This window comes from Pseudarthrobacter sp. lyk4-40-TYG-27, from assembly GCF_030209295.1.
In the GTDB taxonomy this organism is placed as follows: domain Bacteria; phylum Actinomycetota; class Actinomycetes; order Actinomycetales; family Micrococcaceae; genus Arthrobacter.
Map to the genome: position 1 here is coordinate 1 of NZ_JARVSH010000005.1, position 14,775 is coordinate 14,775.

Sequence of the window (14,775 nt, forward strand, 5' to 3'; positions counted from 1 at the left end):
AGACGTCAACGGTGGCGTCATGGGGCGGCGGCGGGGCGCCCTTGCGGATCTTCAGGTTCCACACGGTCATCCCGAAGAGCATGACGTCGATGAGGCTGTAGGTTTCTGCGGCCACCAGCGGCAGCGCGATCCACCACGCGTCCCAGTTCAGGGAGGACATCCAGCGCCAGGCGATGTAGTTCAGGCCTGTCAGGACGGTGAGGACCACCACCAGGCGGGTCCAGAAACGGGTCATGCGGCCGCGTCCTCTGCGGGCAGCCGGCGGACCACGACCACAGTGACGTCATCCTCCGCGGTGTCGGCCGGCGCCAGGGCCAGGATGGCGTTGCTGGCCTCATGCGCGGAGCCGGCGGACTGCGTGGCCGCCCGGACGGCGTCGGTGAAGTCCTCCACCGATGCGAAGACGTCCAGGACGCCGTCACTGACCACCACCAGGGTGTCCCCGGGGGCCAGCTCCAGTTCCGCATGCGGCCACTGTGTCCCGGGCCATGCGCCCACCGGTGGTCCGCCGGAAGGAAGGCGTGCCGCAGGCCCGACGGGCTGGACGTGCAGCGCCAGGCCGTGTCCGGCGTCGACGTAGCTGACCTTTCCGGAGGATGCGTCGAGCCGGGCATGGAACAGGGTCACGAATGAGTTTGAGGAATCCAGGTCCGTGGCGATCGCCTTACTGGCGGAGGCGAAACCGGCGTCGAGGTCCTGCTGCTGGCCGGTGGAGCGCATGACGGCCCGGACGGTGGCCGCGATCAGGGCGGCGCCCATCCCCTTGCCCATGGCGTCCGCGAACGTCAGGTGGAGACCTTCGGGCGTCTGGTACCAGTCGTAAAAGTCGCCGCCCACGTTGCGCGAGGGGCGGAAGATGCCGGCCACGTCATAGCCGTCCATCCGGATGTCCTCCTTGGGCAGCAGGCTCTGCTGTACCTCGGTGGCGCGTTCCAGCTCGCCCCGGGCCGCGGATTCGGCGGCAGCGGAGGGCCGGCGCCGGAACAGTGCGTTGATGCGGGACTGCAGCTCCCGTGGGCTGAACGGCTTGCTGATGTATTCATCGGCGCCGTTGTCCAGGCCTGTCAGCTTGTCCAGTTCGTCGGCCCGTGCCGTGAGCATCACGATGAATGCGTCGGAGAATTCGCGCAGGAGTTTGCACACTTCCAGACCATCGAGGTCGGGGAGGTTCAGGTCCAGGGTCACCAGATCGGGCTTGCGGAGGCGGACTTCTTCCACCCCCGGCAGGCCGGCTCCGGCGTGGGTGACATCGAAGCCCTGCTTCGCCAGGACACGGACCAGCAGGCCGCGAATGTCCGGGTCATCTTCGATGACCACCGCACGGCGGGATTCGGAGGGAGAGACCATAGCTCTACTTAACCGTATTAAGCCGCACAGGGCATGTCTTATGCTTCACAGTTTCCGGTGACTTGGCTGACAGGGCGGTTTCCGGTCCTTCCGCCCAGCCGCGGGGCACCCAGCAGATCTTGCGGAAATCTTGGCACCTGCTTGCCGAGACGTTGAGGAAGCCCGCGCACACTCGAAGGAACGCAGCAGCTTCCGGGCATCAGGATACGACGACGACCGCGCGGAGACTGTACAGCTTGCGGAAGGCGGGGAAGCCCATGGAAGACGTCAGGAACAGAGGGGCGGACAAGGCCAGGGCCCTGATCCGCCTGTACTTCCACGCACGGAAAGTGCGGGCCGCGGCCAAGGACCTGGAGCAGGCGCTCGCCGAATCGCGGGAAGTTTCGAGATGGCCCGGCGACCGCCTCCCCGTGGGGGAGGAGATGTCCCGGCACGTGGAGAAGCTGACCCGGCGGCTCAAGGTGGAGACCGAGGCCCACAGCAGGTTCGCGAATCTCTTAAAGACTGCGGGAAGCGGGCATTCCTTAGCGGCGCTGTAGGTGCCAGACTTAGCAGCAATCGATTGGCTGGGGATAGTCAGGAGATTGCAGTGGGCGTGTTGGCAGGCTGGGCGTACCTTTTGGCGGGACTCATGACCATGGACGCGCTGTTGTTGGCGTTGTGGGCCATGGAGGTTGACTGGGGGAAGTACTGGCGCCGCAAGTAGCACCTGCCACTTCCGGGTCCCGGGCCGGGAAGGTTCAGGGCAGCGCCAGCCTCATCAGGACACGAGGGAAGCCATTGAGCACCGAGTCCGTTTCCGCGGCCTTGGCGAACCCGGCGTCTTCGAAGAGTTTGCGGGTGCCCACGTAGGCCATGGTGAGGTCCACTTTGCTGCCGCCGTTGTCCACCGGATACCCCTCAATGGCGGGCGCCCCGTAGGAGCGGGCCATTTCCACCGCCCCGGCCAGGAGGACGTGCGAGATGCCCTTGCCGCGGTGTCCGGGACGGACTCGCAGGCACCACACGGACCAGGCGTCCAGTCCGTCCACGTGCGGAATTTTCCGGTTCCGGGCGAAGCTGGTGTCCGCACGGGGGTGGACCGCGGCCCATCCAACCACCTCGCCGCCGTCGTACGCCAGGACCCCCGGCGGCGGGTCCTGGGCCACCAATTCCTTAACCAGCGCGCCACGTTCCTCAGCGCGCAGCGCGACGTTCTGCTGGGACGGGATCCGGTAGCTCAGGCACCAGCAGACCGTCGCGTCAGGGCGCTTGGGCCCCACCATGGTCCTGACGTCCTCGAAAACCGTTGCCGGGCGTACCTCGATGGCCATCCCGCCATCCTTCCACCGGCTGCCGGCCGCAGGCAACGCACCCGGGGAAGTGCCGTCCCGGGAACGCCGAACGCCCTTGCACCACGTGCAGGGGCGTTCGGGAAACAGCTGCGGGAAGCGGAGGCAGGTCTAGATGCCGAGGGCTTCCTTCAGGCGGGCGACGTGCCCGTCGGCCTGCACCTGGTATTGGGCCAGGGTGACCTTGCCTTCGGGGTCCACCACTACGGTGGAGCGGACGATTCCTTCGTGGATTTCGCCGTTGACCAGCTTCTCGCCCCAGGCTCCGTAGGCCAGGGCGACAGTGTGGTCGGGGTCTGAGAGCAGGGGGAAGGTCAGGGAGAAATCACCGGTGAAGCCGGCCAGGGCCTCCTGGGCGTCGGGGGAGACGCCGACAACCTCGTAGCCCTTGCCCTGCAGGGAGGACAGGCTGTCGCGGAAGTCGCAGGCCTCGGTGGTGCAGCCGGGAGTGGCGGCTTTGGGGTAGAAGTACACGATGACGTTCTTGCCACGGTAATCGGCCAACGAGGTCTCCCGGCCTTGGGCGTCCCGGAGGGTGAACTCAGGAGCCGGCGTGCCGGGCTGAAGCTTGGTGGTCAGGGTGGGGCTCATGGCGTTCCTTTGTAAGACTGGTCAGTGATGGCCAAACATCCAGTGAAGCGGTTTGCCGCTTGGTGATACAACTCCTGCGTCATATGCAGTATTCCGCCGGACCCCGAACGGTTGCGTGCGGACCGGCAACAAACTGGTAGCCGCCGCCGCGAACGGTGGCCACGGCATGGCGGGCATTGCCCAGTTTCCTGCGGATCCTCCCCACGTACACGTCGATGGACCGTGCAGTGGCGCCGGGAAAGGCCAGGGACTCCAGGAACTGTTGCAGTTCCTCCCGGCCTACCGTGCGGGACAGGTGGGTCACCAGGTAGTGCAGCACCTTGTATTCGACGCCGGTGAGGGCCACCGGCGTCCCGTCCAGCAGGACGGCATCGGCCGCGAGGTCAACGGCCACCCGGCTGACGGGCCCGGCCGACGGCGGGAGCAGGGTGCCGTCGTCGTCCCCCGGCTGTGCCGGGCACGGGTCCTCCGCCGCGGAGGGAGTGCGGGAGGAGTGGTTTGCGGCTCCCTCCGCGGCGGACGTGGGGGCTCCGGCGGCAGGCCAATGGACTTCCGCCTCCGGAGCAGTTTGCAGGGCTTTGGCGAGGACCATGCGGGCGGCGTGGCGCAGGAGTTCCGGGCTCGCGCCCTCAGCTGGAACCACCCACAGGGCCAGCCCGTAAGCGGTGGCCCGCCTGGCTGGAACCTGGTGCGCGGCAGCCGGCCGCGGATGATGGGCTTCCACTGCCATGGCCGGTCCTTATACGCCGCCGCGGCGGATCAGCTTGCCCGTGGGGGTCTGGCCGTCCACCACGGCGCCGCGGAGGAAGGTCTTGCGGACCACGCCGGACAGGGCCTTGCCGTCATAGGGAGTGATGGGGTTCTTGTGCTTGAGCTTGGAGACGTCCACCACGAAAGCCTCGTCCGGGGCGAAGACGGCGAAGTCGGCGTCGTAGCCAAGGGCCAGCTGGCCCTTGTTGCCGAGGCGGGCCAGGTTGGCGGGCTTTTCAGCCATCCAGGACACTACCTGCTCCAGCGGGATGCCGCGCTGCCGCGCCTCGGTCCAGATCAGGGACAGGCCCAGCTGCAGCGAGGAGACGCCGCCCCAGGCGACGGCGAAGTCGCCGTTCTCCAGGTCCTTCAGGTCCAGGGTGGAGGGGGAGTGGTCAGAGACGATGCAGTCGATGGTGCCGTCCTGCAGCCCCTCCCAGAGGAGCTCCCGGTTGGAGGCCTCCCGGATGGGCGGGCAGCACTTATAGGCGGTGGCGCCGTCCGGGATTTCCTCCGCCATCAGGGTCAGGTAGTGCGGGCACGTCTCCACGGTGAGCTTGACGCCGTCGCGCTTGGCGCTGGCGATCATGGGCAGTGCGTCCGACGACGACAGGTGCAGGATGTGTGCCCGGGCGCCCGTCCAGCGGGCCCGTTCGATGACTTCCGCGATGGCCTTGTTCTCGGCGCCGCGCGGGCGGGAGGCCAGGAAGGTGGAGTAGTGGTCGCCGCCGGGGTGCGGGGCACGGTCGATGGCGTGCGAGTCCTCGGCATGGACGATCATGAGCGAGTCGAAGGACTTCAGCTCGGCCATGTCCTCTTCCATCTCGTCCGCGTCCAGGTGCGGGAACTCGTCCACGCCGGAGTGCAGGAGGAAGCACTTGAAGCCGAAGACGCCCTCATCGTGCAGGGGGCGCAGGTCGGCCTTGTTGCCGGGGATGGCGCCACCCCAGAATCCGACGTCGATGAACGCCTGGTCCTCGGCCACCTCGCGCTTGAGCTTGAGGTTTTCCACCGTGGTGGTGGGCGGGACGGAGTTCAGCGGCATGTCGATGATGGTGGTCACCCCGCCGGCTGCCGCGGCCCGGGTGGCGGACGCGAAGCCCTCCCATTCGGTGCGGCCGGGCTCGTTGACGTGGACGTGCGTGTCCACCAGGCCCGGGAGCAGCGTTTCGTCATCAGCCAGTTCGATGACTTCGGCGCCGGCAAGGCCGTTGCCGAGCGGTTCGAGGGCCACGATCCTGCCGTTGCGGACGCCCACCTCGCGTGGGGCAATCCCGGCGGTGGTCAGGATGCGCCGGCCCCGGATGACGAGGTCAAAACGTTCTTCAGACACGGAGGTCCTCCTTGGTACTTGCGGTGGCAGGCCTGTTGGCCGCCAGCCCCGCACTGATTTGGGTGCCCAGCTGCTCCAGCAGCGGCCCTGCCTCTGCTATGCACCTGTTTACATCTGATTCGAGCGCCGTCAAAGCGTAAACATCGTCGAATCCTGCGGCCGACGCCTGCCCGTGGTCCAGGGTGGTCCGGCCGCAGACGGCGACGACCGGAACGCCTTGCGCCGCCGCGGCCCGGGCAACACCCATGGGGGTCTTGCCGAGCAGGCTTTGTTCGTCCAGGCTGCCCTCGCCGGTAATGACCAGGTCGGCGCCGGCCAGGCGGTCCGCCAGTTCCGTGAATTCGAGGACGACGTCGATGCCCGGCCGCCGCGTTGCGGCCAGGACGGCGATGGCGGCGTAGCCCACGCCGCCGGCCGCCCCGGCTCCGGGAGCCTCGGCGGCCTTGACGGCGCGGAATCCGATTTCCCTGGCCAGGACTTCGACAAACCTGGCCAGGGCGGCGTCGAGCATGCCGACGTCTTGTGGGGTGGCACCTTTTTGCGGGCCGAAGACCGCCGCGGCGCCCTGGGCGCCCAGCAGCGGGTTGTCGACGTCGGATGCCAGCACGAAGCGGGTGTCCACCAAGCGCGGTTCAAAGTGGGTGAAATCGATGCTGTGCAGGTTGGCGAGGGCTGCGCCGCCGGGTGGGAGTTCGTTGTTCCTGCTGTCCAGGAGACGGGCGCCGAGTCCCTGCAGGAGTCCCGCGCCGCCGTCGGTATTCGCGCTGCCCCCAACGCCGAGTACGATGCGGCGGCAGCCGGCGTCCAATGCTGCCCGGATCAGCTGGCCGGTCCCCAGGGACGTCGCCGTGGTGGCTGCTGCCGCGTCCGGCCGGGCGCCCTTGCTGGTCCGCGGTACCAGGGCGAGCCCGGATGCGGTGGCCATCTCGATGACCGCTTCGTGCCCGCGGACGGCGAAGTCCGCTTCCACCGGCTGGCCGGTGGGGCCGGTGACCGTTGCCGTGCGGCGGGTGAAGCCGGAGCCGACGGCGGCGTCGAGGGTGCCCTCGCCGCCGTCGGCCACCGGAATCCGGACGACGTCAAGGTTGCCGCCGGCTCCGCGCTGCAGGCCCTTTTCGAGGAACCTGCACACCTCCGGGGCGGACAGGGATCCCTTGAACTTGTCCGGGGCAATCACGATCTGCATGGTTACGCCTGCAGTGCCAGGATGGCGGTGGGGGCGTCAGCGGCGGACTCTGCCAGTTCCTCGAACTCGTTCACGGCGTTGATTTCCACGCCCATGGAGATGTTGGTGACCTTCTCGAGGATCACTTCCACCACCACGGGAACCTGGAACTCGCCCATCAAAGCCTTGGCCTTGTCGAAGGCGGCGGCGAGGTCGCTGGGATCCTCCACACGGACGGCCTTGCAGCCCAGGCCTTCGGCCACCTTCAGGTGGTCCACGCCGTAGCCGCGGGTGTCCTCGGACAGGTGCGCGCTGTTGATGTTCTCGAACGCCAGGGACACGTTCTGCTCCATGTTGAAGCCGCGCTGGGACTGGCGGATCAGGCCCAGGTAGGAGTTGTTCACCACCACGTGGATGTACGGGAGGTTGAACTGCGCGCCCACGGCCAGTTCCTCGATCATGAACTGGAAGTCGTAGTCGCCGGACAGGGCCACCACGGTCTGCTCCGGGTTGGAGCGGGCGACGCCGAGGGCTGCCGGGGCGGTCCATCCCAGGGGGCCTGCCTGGCCGGCGTTGATCCACTTGCGCGGGCCGAAGACGTGCAGCATCTGCGCGCCTGCGATCTGGGACAGTCCGATGGTGGACACGTACGTGGTGTCGCGGCCGAAGGACTTGTTCATCTCCTCGTATACGCGCTGCGGCTTGATGGGGATGTTCTCGAAGTGGGTCTTGCGGTGCAGCGAGGCCTTGCGGTCCTGGCATTCGGCAACCCAGGCGCTGTAGTCCGGCAGGGAACCGGCAGCAGCCCGTTCCTTGGCGAGCTCAACCAGCCCTGCCAGCGCCGCGCCGGCGTCGGACGCGATGCCCAGGTCCGGCGAGAAGACGCGGCCGATCTGCGTGGGCTCGATGTCGATGTGCACGAACGTGCGGCCCGCCGTGTAGGTCTCCAGGCCGCCGGTGTGGCGGTTGGCCCAGCGGTTGCCGATGCCGATCACGAAGTCGCTCTGCAGGTAGTTCTCATTGCCGTAGCGGTGGCTGGTCTGCAGGCCCACCATGCCGGCCATCAGCTGGTGGTCATCCGGAATGGTGCCCCAGCCCATCAGGGTGGGGATGACGGGAACGTTGAGGGTCTCTGCCAGCTCCACCAGCTGCGCGGAGGCGCCGGCGTTGATGATGCCGCCGCCGGCCACGATCAGCGGGTGCTTGGCGGCGAGGAGCATGTCAAGGGCCTTTTCCAGCTGCTTGCGGGAGGCCTTCGGCTTCTCGACAGGCAGCGGCTCGTAGGTATCGATGTCGAACTCGATCTCGGCCATTTGCACGTCGATGGGCAAGTCCAGGAGAACCGGGCCGGGGCGGCCGGAGCGCATCAGCTGGAAGGCCTTCTGAAAGGCGCCCGGAACCTGGCCGGGCTCCAGGATGGTCATGGCCATCTTGGTGACGGGCTTGGCGATGGACTCGATGTCCACGGCCTGGAAATCTTCCTTGTGCAGCTTGGCCACGGGTGCCTGGCCGGTGATGCAGAGCATGGGGATGGAGTCGGCCCAGGCGGCGTAGAGGCCGGTGACCATGTCGGTGCCGGCTGGGCCGGAGGTGCCGATGCAGATGCCGATGTTGCCGTCCTTGGCGCGGCTGAAGCCGTCGGCCATGTGGCTGGCGCCTTCGACGTGGCGGGCAAGGGTGTGGCGGATGCCGCCGTGGGCGCGCATGGCCGAGTAGAAGGGGTTGATGGCAGCGCCTGGCAGGCCGAACGCCTCGATGGCGCCTTCCTTTTCCAGGATGGCTACCGCTGCATCAACGGTACGCATCTTGCTCATGGGGTGCTCCTTGAAAGCTTGTGGTCGGGCCCGGTGGTTGAGCCTGTCGAAACCTGTTTTTGGGTGTGGTGGGGGGACCGCCGTCGTAATCCACGACGGCGGGCTCCCCGCTTAAGTGCTTGTTTCCGCGCTTTTTGTCCCGGCTGCGCGGGGAGTGGCTACTTCCGGCCGCTGAGCTGGAGGACCTGCTTGAAGAGTCCGGAGTGGTCCAGTGCGCCGTCGCCCTGGTTGACGGTGGCGGCGACGAGCTGTGCGGCGATGGCGCCGAGCGGGATGGCCACGTTGGCTTCGCGGGCGGCGGAGGTGACGATGCCCAGGTCCTTGTGGTGCAGGGCCAGGCGGAAGCCGGGGTCGAAGTTGCGGTCCAGCATCTTCTGGCCCTTCTGCTCCAGGACTTTTGAGCCGGCCAGGCCGCCGCCGAGGACCTTGAGGGCGGCGTCGGTGTCCACGCCGTAGGCCTCGAGGAAGGCGATGGCTTCGCCGAGGACCTCGATGTTGACCGCGACGATCAGCTGGTTTGCAGCTTTGACGGTCTGGCCGGAGCCGGAGGGTCCCACGTGCACGATGGTCTTGCCGACGGCGTTCAGGACGTCCTGGGCGTCGTCGAAGTCTGCCTTGTCGCCGCCCACCATGATGGAGAGGACGGCGTCGATGGCGCCCTGTTCGCCGCCGGAGACCGGGGCGTCGAGGGGGCGGATGCCGGCTTCCTTGGCGTCTGCGGCGAGGCGGACGGCGACGTCGGGACGGATGCTGGAGGCGTCGATCCACAGGGCGCCCTGCTTGGCGTTGGCGAAGACGCCGTCCTTGCCGCTGACCACACCTTCAACGTCGGGGGAGTCCGGCACCATGGTGATGACGACGTCGGCATCCTTGACGGCGTCCGCGATGCTCGAGGCGCCCGTGCCGCCCTCGGAGACCAGTTTGTCAATCTTGTCCTGGCTGCGGTTGAAACCGGTGACGGAGTGGCCGGCCTCGACCAGGTTGATGGCCATGGGCAGGCCCATGATTCCGAGTCCGATGACTGCGACGTTGCTCATGATGGTTCTCTTTCTGAAGTCTTGGGGGTCTTGCGTGTGTGCGGCGGTGGTTACCGGACGACGTGTTCGCGGATGGCCCAGCTGAAGGCGGTTTCCTGTGGTTCCTTGTACTCGAGGCCGATGTACCCCTGGTATCCGAGTTCGCGGCTGCGGGCGATCCATTCCCCCAAGGGGAGGGTGCCGGTGCCCGGGGCGCCACGGCCGGGGTTGTCAGCGATTTGGATGTGGCCGAAGTCCTTGGCGTGCTTTTCGATGACGGATTCGACGTCGTCGCCGTTGACGGCCAGGTGGTAGAAGTCGGCGAGGAGCTTGATGTTCCCGGCGCCGGTCTCTTCCTTGACGCGGGAGATGACGTTGAGTGCGTCGTTGGCGGTGAGGAGCGGGTATTTGGGTGCGCCGCTGACCGGTTCGAGGAGGACGGTGCCGCCGATCCGGGCGACCCCTTGAGCTGCCGCCGCCAGGTTCTTGACGGCGAGCTCGTCCTGCTCCTCAGGGGTGAATTCGTCCTGCCGGTTGCCATAGAGGGCGTTGAAGGCCTTGCAGCCCAGGCGTTCGCCGATGCCTGTGACGACGTCGATGTTGTCCTTGAACTCGGAGCAGCGTCCCTTCCAGGAAACCAGGCCGCGGTCACCGGCGGGCATGTTGCCGGCGTTGAAGTTCAGGCCGGTGAGCTGGACGCCGGCATCCGTGATGGCGTTCTCGAACTTCGTGATCTCGCTGTCGGCCGGGACGGAGGTTTCGAAGGGCCACCAGAATTCGACGGCGTCGAAGCCGGCTGCCTTGGCGGCCGCCGGGCGCTCGAGCAGGGGCAGCTCCGTAAGGAGGATGGAGCAGTTCACTGTGTACGTCATCGTAGGTCCTTCCGAGGAGGGGCTTTGATCTATCTTCCCTTGCTTCCGGGCCTTCACCGTTTCCGCTTTGTGGAATTTAGATTCTGCTTTATGAAAAGTGTAGGGATCCTGGGGTGGGGTAGTCAAGGGGCGCCGTGGGCAGGACACTGGAGGGAGGTAAGCCCGCTCCTCAGGGATGGAGTCAATCGATCATGGCCGGTGCCCGCCTGCGCGTTTTGGCTTGGGTTGTCGCCCTGGCCGGATTCCTTGCGGCCTGCACGCAGACGACGGGCCTTCCGGAGGCGGCTACGGAGCCTGTGTCAACGGCTGCACCATCCGGAACGGCGTCTGCCGGCCTGGCGGTGGCGGAGGCCGGCGACGCCCCGACTCCGCCGCCTGCGCCCGCGACGGCATCGACGCCTGGTTCTTCACTGGCTGCCGAGCCGACCCCGGCTCCGCCTGCACCGGCTCCGCAGCCCTTCACCCTGAACCTGTATCGGGAAGGTGACTTCGTTCCCCAGTACACCTTCGACTGGTGTGTTGCCGCGAGCATCCAGATGGCCCATAACCTCATCGACGACATGGGGGGAAGCGGCTGGGCGGACAGGGCGCAGCAAAGCGATTTGTGGGAGATGGCCCGCGCCCGCTCGTCCGACTCGTTCAATGGCGCCAACCCCTATGGCTGGGCGCAAGTGCTGACCGAATCGGGAATGGGTCCCTATCGGGTGGTCAGCATCCCGGACTATGGCGAGGCGCTCCGCACTGCCGCGCGCGCCATGGCGGAGACGGGAAGGCCGGTGGGGCTGGTCATGTGGAGTGGCCGCCATGCTTGGGTGATGAGCGGCTTTGAGTCGCTGGGCGACCCCCGGCAGTTCGCCGACTTCTCCGTCACGGGCATCCACGTCCTTGATCCCCTCTATCCCTACGGCAGCACGCAGTGGGGGCCTTCGCCGGCGCCCAACAGCCTGCTCAGTCCCGAGCAGCTGGCGACGCAGTTCGTGATCCGCGAGCCGCGGCGCTGGAGCAGCGGACTGCCGGCCGGGTACCTCCTCGTGGTGCCGGTGGCTGCCTGACGGAGCTTCCATGTGGGCGCGTCTTTGGTAGTTGACGTGCGCTGCAGCCGACCTGCCAACTCACGCCAAAACGATTCTTCTCGGCAGTGAGAACCACACTAGGTCCGGATCCCGAGCTGCGTCAATGGCCGAATTTCCAGCTGGTGTGACACTTGACACTCCACGGAATGGGGTCCTACAGTGTTGCCAAGTCGTTTTGGCAAAACGATTTTTCACCCCAAGCTCATTCTCACCATTCCGTTCGAGAGAAAGTGAGTCGACAGCGATGTCCACTCGTAAATTCATCAACAGGCTCGCCATCGGCGGCATCTGCACCGCTGTCGCCCTGGTCGCCTCCGGGTGCGGCGCAGGGGGCCCGGCCGCCACGTCGGGAAGTGCCGGCACCAACACGGTCAACGTCCTGGTCGAAGCCGGCGGCCACGCAGAGCTGACCGGCGTCGCCGAACAGTGCAAGAAGGAAGCCGGCGTCGACGTCAACTTCGTCGAACTGCCCTATGACGGCATGTTCAACCGGCTCTCCAGCGAATTTTCCTCCGGCAACGTTTCCTTCGACGTCGCCGCCCTGGACTCAGTCTGGCTCCCCAGCTTCAAGGACGCGGTCCAGCCCATCGACGAACTCTTTACCGATGAAGCCAAAAAGGATATCTTTCCGGCCTTGGTGAAGGAAGCCAACGTTGACGGCCACTTCATCGGCATGCCCGCCTGGACGAACGCCGAGATCATCCTTTACCGCAAGGATCTTTTCGAAGATGCCAAGAACAAGGCCGATTTCAAAGCGAAGTACGGTTACGACCTGGCGGCTCCCACCACCTGGAAGCAGTACCAGGACATTTCCGCGTTCTTCACCAAGGACGGCATGTTCGGTACGGACGTGAAGGGCGGCGTGGAAACCGAATGGCTCGCCCACGTGCTGCAGGCCGGCTCGCCCATGGTGCTGGACGCTAACAACAAGGTGGTCATCGACAACGCCGCCAACAAGGAAGCCCTGGACTTCTACACCAGCCTGGTCAAGGACGCCCCGTCCGGGGCCGCCCAGGTGGACTGGGCTGCCGCGCAAAACCTGTTCAACCAGGGCAAGACCGCCATGACCCGGTTCTGGGCCCACGCCTACCGCCAGATCCCCAAGGACTCCCCGGTTGCAGGCAAGGTTGGTGCTGCCCCGATGATCGCCGGCTCGGCCGGCATCGGCGGCGTCCCCGGACCCTGGTACCTGACCGTCCCGAAGGCCACCAAGAACGCGGACGCCGCCAAGAAATTCGTGAAGTGCGCCTACGACTACAACGACAAAGGCATCGAATCCAACCTGGGCCTGGCCGCGCGCATCTCTGCCTTCGAGAAGTACCAGGACATGCCCGGCTACGAGAGCTTCAAGCCACTGATTGAAACCCTCAACGGCAAGGCCACTGCCACGCGACCTGCTACCGAGAAGTGGCAGCAGATCGTGGACACCGTTCTGGTTCCCATGCTTCAGAAGGCTGTTGCCGGTGGTGACTCCGCAACCCTCCTCGCCGATGCCAAGAAGCAGATCGAGGATCTCCTTAAGTAAGACCCCCGCGGCCGGCGCCTGAACTACCGGCGCCGGCCGCGGCCCCAACCAGCGGAAGAGAAAACCGTGCGTATCTCCGATCGCCGCTTCGCATTGTTCCTGATGACACCAGCGGCGCTGTTCCTGGCAGTTTTTGTTGCCTTCCCGCTGTTCCGCCTTGTCGCGGACAGCTTTTTCAAGATCTCCCCGATCGCCGGCGGCCCCCGCGACTTTGTGGGCCTGGACAACTACGTCCGGGCCTTCGCCTCCGAGGCCTTTACCGGCGCCGGATGGCGGACGCTGGCCTACACACTGGTTGTGGTCACGCTCGAATTCGCACTTGGCCTTGGCATGGCACTGCTCTTCACCATGCTGGGCAGGAGCTCCCAGATTTGGCGGACCGTATTCATGTATCCGCTCATGATTGCCCCGATCGTGGCCGGCCTGCTGTGGAAGTTCCTGATGATCGACAACTTCGGGCTCATTGGCACCCTCCTGCACCAAGCCGGCATCCTCTCCGACCCCAACCAGATCGGCTGGCTGTCGGACCCAAACATCGTGCTCTTTTCGGTGGCGATCCCGGACATCTGGCTCACCACGTCGTTCATGTGCCTGGTGCTCTTCGCCGGACTGCAGAACATTCCGGGGGACCTCATCGAGGCGGCCCGGCTGGACGGTGCCCGCGCCCCCGCGCTCCTGTTCCGGATCATCCTTCCCCTCCTCCGGCCGGTCATCGCCGTGGCTCTCGTGGTCCGGGGCATTGACGCTGCCCGGGCCTTCGACACCATCCTCATCCAGACCAACGGCGGCCCGCAGTCGGCCTCCGAGACCATGAGCCTGTTGATCTACCGCACCATGATCCGCTTTGGCGATCCGGGCCTGGCCAGTGCCATGGGCACCATCTACCTGCTGGCGATGCTCGCCGTCGCATTCTTCGCGGTGGCCACCATCTGGCGGCCCGGAAAGGACACCTGATGAGCACCGCAGAACGAATCACGTACGACGGCGGAACGCGGCATAAGGCGGCGCCGGCACCTTCGGCGCAGACCGGCACCGTCCAGCCCCGCAAACGGCGCGGCGTCAACCGGGAAGGACTGGAAGCCGGCAGGCGAGGGACCCGCACCCTGCTCTGGATCCTGCTCGCGGCGGCCATGGTGCTGTACGGCTTCCCCTTCCTGTATCTGCTGTTCACGTCGTTCAAGACCCCCATCGACACCATTGCGGTTCCACCCACGATCCTCCCCAGGGAGTGGACCCTGGAGAACTACGCCAATGCCCTGGGCCGGAACGGAGTCCCGGCCTCGTTCATCAACAGCATCCAGACCGCGGTGATCAGCACGCTGCTTTCCCTTGTGCTGGCGGTACCGGCGGCCTATGGCATCACCCGGTACAAGACCCTTAGCGGCCGGATCTTCATCATGGCCGCGCTGGTGACCCGGATGGTGCCCCCGGTGGCCATCGGCATCCCGCTGGCGTCCATGATGGCGTCACTGGGCCTTGCCGATACCCCCATCGCCCTGTCCATCGCGCACACCACCATCTCGCTGCCGCTCTCGATCTGGCTCATGTCCAGCTTCTTCGAGGCGGTGCCCAAAGACCTGGAAGAAGCTGCCACGGTGGATGGCTGCAGCAGGCTGGGCGCGTTGTGGCGGGTGGTGATCCCCGTGGTGTCCGGCGGTGTCGCCGTCACCGCGATCTTCGCCTTCCTGGCGTCCTGGAACGAGTTCCTTTTCGCCCTGTTGATGACGGCCATCCGTTCCCAGACAACGCCCGTGGTCATCGCGAACTTCCAGACCCAATTTGGCCTGGACTGGGGTTCCATGACGGCTTTGGCCGCCGTCTACTCCATCCCGGTCATCCTTTTGACCCTGCTGCTGCAGCGCAAGATCGTGGCGGGCATGACGCTCGGCGCCGTCAAGGGTTAGACCACCAGCAACGAGTAGCCTACTGGTAACCCCCAGGGGCATCACCAACCATAA

14 protein-coding genes and 1 pseudogene are annotated in these 14,775 nt (G+C 66.2%); 5 read left to right on the forward strand and 10 right to left on the reverse strand.

What is annotated here, in order from left to right; genetic code table 11:
• Positions 1-235 (reverse strand): annotated as a pseudogene (locus QRM96_RS10690) (cellulose synthase); the annotation flags it as partial.
• A complete protein-coding gene (locus QRM96_RS10695) occupies positions 232-1,347 on the reverse strand; it encodes a PP2C family protein-serine/threonine phosphatase (protein WP_285319630.1) in 1,116 nt (371 codons plus the stop codon). The pseudogene QRM96_RS10690 and the gene QRM96_RS10695, both read right to left, overlap by 4 nt.
• A 257-nt stretch (positions 1,348-1,604) precedes the next feature.
• On the opposite strand from QRM96_RS10695, the gene QRM96_RS10700 reads away from it, so the two are divergent.
• The gene (locus QRM96_RS10700) at positions 1,605-1,886 is read left to right on the forward strand and encodes a hypothetical protein (protein WP_285319631.1); all 282 of its coding nucleotides are present in this window, start codon (positions 1,605-1,607) and stop codon (positions 1,884-1,886) included.
• A 201-nt stretch (positions 1,887-2,087) separates the two neighbouring features.
• On the opposite strand, the gene QRM96_RS10705 is transcribed toward QRM96_RS10700, so the two are convergent.
• The 8 genes from QRM96_RS10705 to QRM96_RS10740 form a co-directional block, all read right to left on the reverse strand.
• Complete coding sequence (locus tag QRM96_RS10705; RefSeq protein ID WP_018760858.1) at positions 2,088-2,660, reverse strand: GNAT family N-acetyltransferase; 573 nt, start codon at positions 2,658-2,660, stop codon at positions 2,088-2,090.
• A 129-nt stretch (positions 2,661-2,789) separates the two neighbouring features.
• Positions 2,790-3,269 carry a thioredoxin-dependent thiol peroxidase gene (gene bcp, locus QRM96_RS10710; protein ID WP_018760859.1) on the reverse strand — a complete coding sequence of 160 codons (480 nt, stop codon included), beginning with the start codon at positions 3,267-3,269 and terminating at the stop codon, positions 2,790-2,792.
• 79 nt (positions 3,270-3,348) lie between these two features.
• Positions 3,349-3,999, reverse strand: coding sequence for a winged helix-turn-helix domain-containing protein (locus QRM96_RS10715; protein WP_018760860.1), 651 nt, complete (start codon positions 3,997-3,999; stop codon positions 3,349-3,351).
• 9 nt (positions 4,000-4,008) lie between these two features.
• Positions 4,009-5,352, reverse strand: coding sequence for an allantoinase AllB (allB, locus tag QRM96_RS10720; protein WP_109045606.1), 1,344 nt, complete (start codon positions 5,350-5,352; stop codon positions 4,009-4,011).
• Positions 5,345-6,538 (reverse strand): glycerate kinase, encoded by a 1,194-nt coding sequence (locus QRM96_RS10725; protein ID WP_285319634.1) that lies wholly within the window; start codon positions 6,536-6,538, stop codon positions 5,345-5,347. The genes allB and QRM96_RS10725 overlap by 8 nt, the downstream gene beginning before the upstream one ends.
• Positions 6,539-6,540: 2 nt before the next feature.
• Positions 6,541-8,331, reverse strand: coding sequence for a glyoxylate carboligase (gene gcl / locus QRM96_RS10730; protein ID WP_285319635.1), 1,791 nt, complete (start codon positions 8,329-8,331; stop codon positions 6,541-6,543).
• A 158-nt stretch (positions 8,332-8,489) separates the two neighbouring features.
• Positions 8,490-9,368: a 2-hydroxy-3-oxopropionate reductase gene (locus tag QRM96_RS10735; protein WP_285319637.1), complete on the reverse strand. Its 879-nt coding sequence runs from the start codon at positions 9,366-9,368 to the stop codon at positions 8,490-8,492.
• A 50-nt stretch (positions 9,369-9,418) separates the two neighbouring features.
• Positions 9,419-10,219, reverse strand: coding sequence for a hydroxypyruvate isomerase family protein (locus tag QRM96_RS10740; RefSeq protein WP_285319638.1), 801 nt, complete (start codon positions 10,217-10,219; stop codon positions 9,419-9,421).
• A 191-nt stretch (positions 10,220-10,410) separates the two neighbouring features.
• Between QRM96_RS10740 and QRM96_RS10745 the strand changes: the two genes are divergently transcribed.
• The 4 genes from QRM96_RS10745 (at position 10,411) to QRM96_RS10760 (ending at position 14,721) form a co-directional block, all read left to right on the forward strand.
• On the forward strand, positions 10,411-11,271 hold the full coding sequence (locus QRM96_RS10745; RefSeq protein WP_285319639.1) for a hypothetical protein: 861 nt from the start codon (positions 10,411-10,413) through the stop codon (positions 11,269-11,271).
• A gap of 265 nt (positions 11,272-11,536) precedes the next feature.
• Positions 11,537-12,817: an ABC transporter substrate-binding protein gene (locus QRM96_RS10750; protein ID WP_285319640.1), complete on the forward strand. Its 1,281-nt coding sequence runs from the start codon at positions 11,537-11,539 to the stop codon at positions 12,815-12,817.
• A gap of 66 nt (positions 12,818-12,883) precedes the next feature.
• Positions 12,884-13,771 (forward strand): carbohydrate ABC transporter permease, encoded by an 888-nt coding sequence (locus tag QRM96_RS10755; protein WP_285319642.1) that lies wholly within the window; start codon positions 12,884-12,886, stop codon positions 13,769-13,771.
• A complete protein-coding gene (locus QRM96_RS10760; protein ID WP_285319643.1) occupies positions 13,771-14,721 on the forward strand; it encodes a carbohydrate ABC transporter permease in 951 nt (316 codons plus the stop codon). The genes QRM96_RS10755 and QRM96_RS10760 overlap by 1 nt, the downstream gene beginning before the upstream one ends.
• Positions 14,722-14,775 lie beyond the last annotated feature (54 nt).

What these genes read in the sequence shown, in the direction of transcription:
- QRM96_RS10695 (WP_285319630.1), bottom strand. Translation starts at nt 1,347, where the DNA reads ATGGTCTCTCCCTCCGAATCCCGCCGTGCGGTGGTCATCGAAGATGAC.
- QRM96_RS10700 (WP_285319631.1), top strand. Translation starts at nt 1,605, where the DNA reads ATGGAAGACGTCAGGAACAGAGGGGCGGACAAGGCCAGGGCCCTGATC.
- QRM96_RS10705 (WP_018760858.1), bottom strand. Translation starts at nt 2,660, where the DNA reads ATGGCCATCGAGGTACGCCCGGCAACGGTTTTCGAGGACGTCAGGACC.
- bcp (WP_018760859.1), bottom strand. Translation starts at nt 3,269, where the DNA reads ATGAGCCCCACCCTGACCACCAAGCTTCAGCCCGGCACGCCGGCTCCT.
- QRM96_RS10715 (WP_018760860.1), bottom strand. Translation starts at nt 3,999, where the DNA reads ATGGCAGTGGAAGCCCATCATCCGCGGCCGGCTGCCGCGCACCAGGTT.
- QRM96_RS10725 (WP_285319634.1), bottom strand. Translation starts at nt 6,538, where the DNA reads ATGCAGATCGTGATTGCCCCGGACAAGTTCAAGGGATCCCTGTCCGCC.
- gcl (WP_285319635.1), bottom strand. Translation starts at nt 8,331, where the DNA reads ATGAGCAAGATGCGTACCGTTGATGCAGCGGTAGCCATCCTGGAAAAG.
- QRM96_RS10735 (WP_285319637.1), bottom strand. Translation starts at nt 9,368, where the DNA reads ATGAGCAACGTCGCAGTCATCGGACTCGGAATCATGGGCCTGCCCATG.
- QRM96_RS10740 (WP_285319638.1), bottom strand. Translation starts at nt 10,219, where the DNA reads ATGACGTACACAGTGAACTGCTCCATCCTCCTTACGGAGCTGCCCCTG.
- QRM96_RS10745 (WP_285319639.1), top strand. Translation starts at nt 10,411, where the DNA reads ATGGCCGGTGCCCGCCTGCGCGTTTTGGCTTGGGTTGTCGCCCTGGCC.
- QRM96_RS10750 (WP_285319640.1), top strand. Translation starts at nt 11,537, where the DNA reads ATGTCCACTCGTAAATTCATCAACAGGCTCGCCATCGGCGGCATCTGC.
- QRM96_RS10760 (WP_285319643.1), top strand. Translation starts at nt 13,771, where the DNA reads ATGAGCACCGCAGAACGAATCACGTACGACGGCGGAACGCGGCATAAG.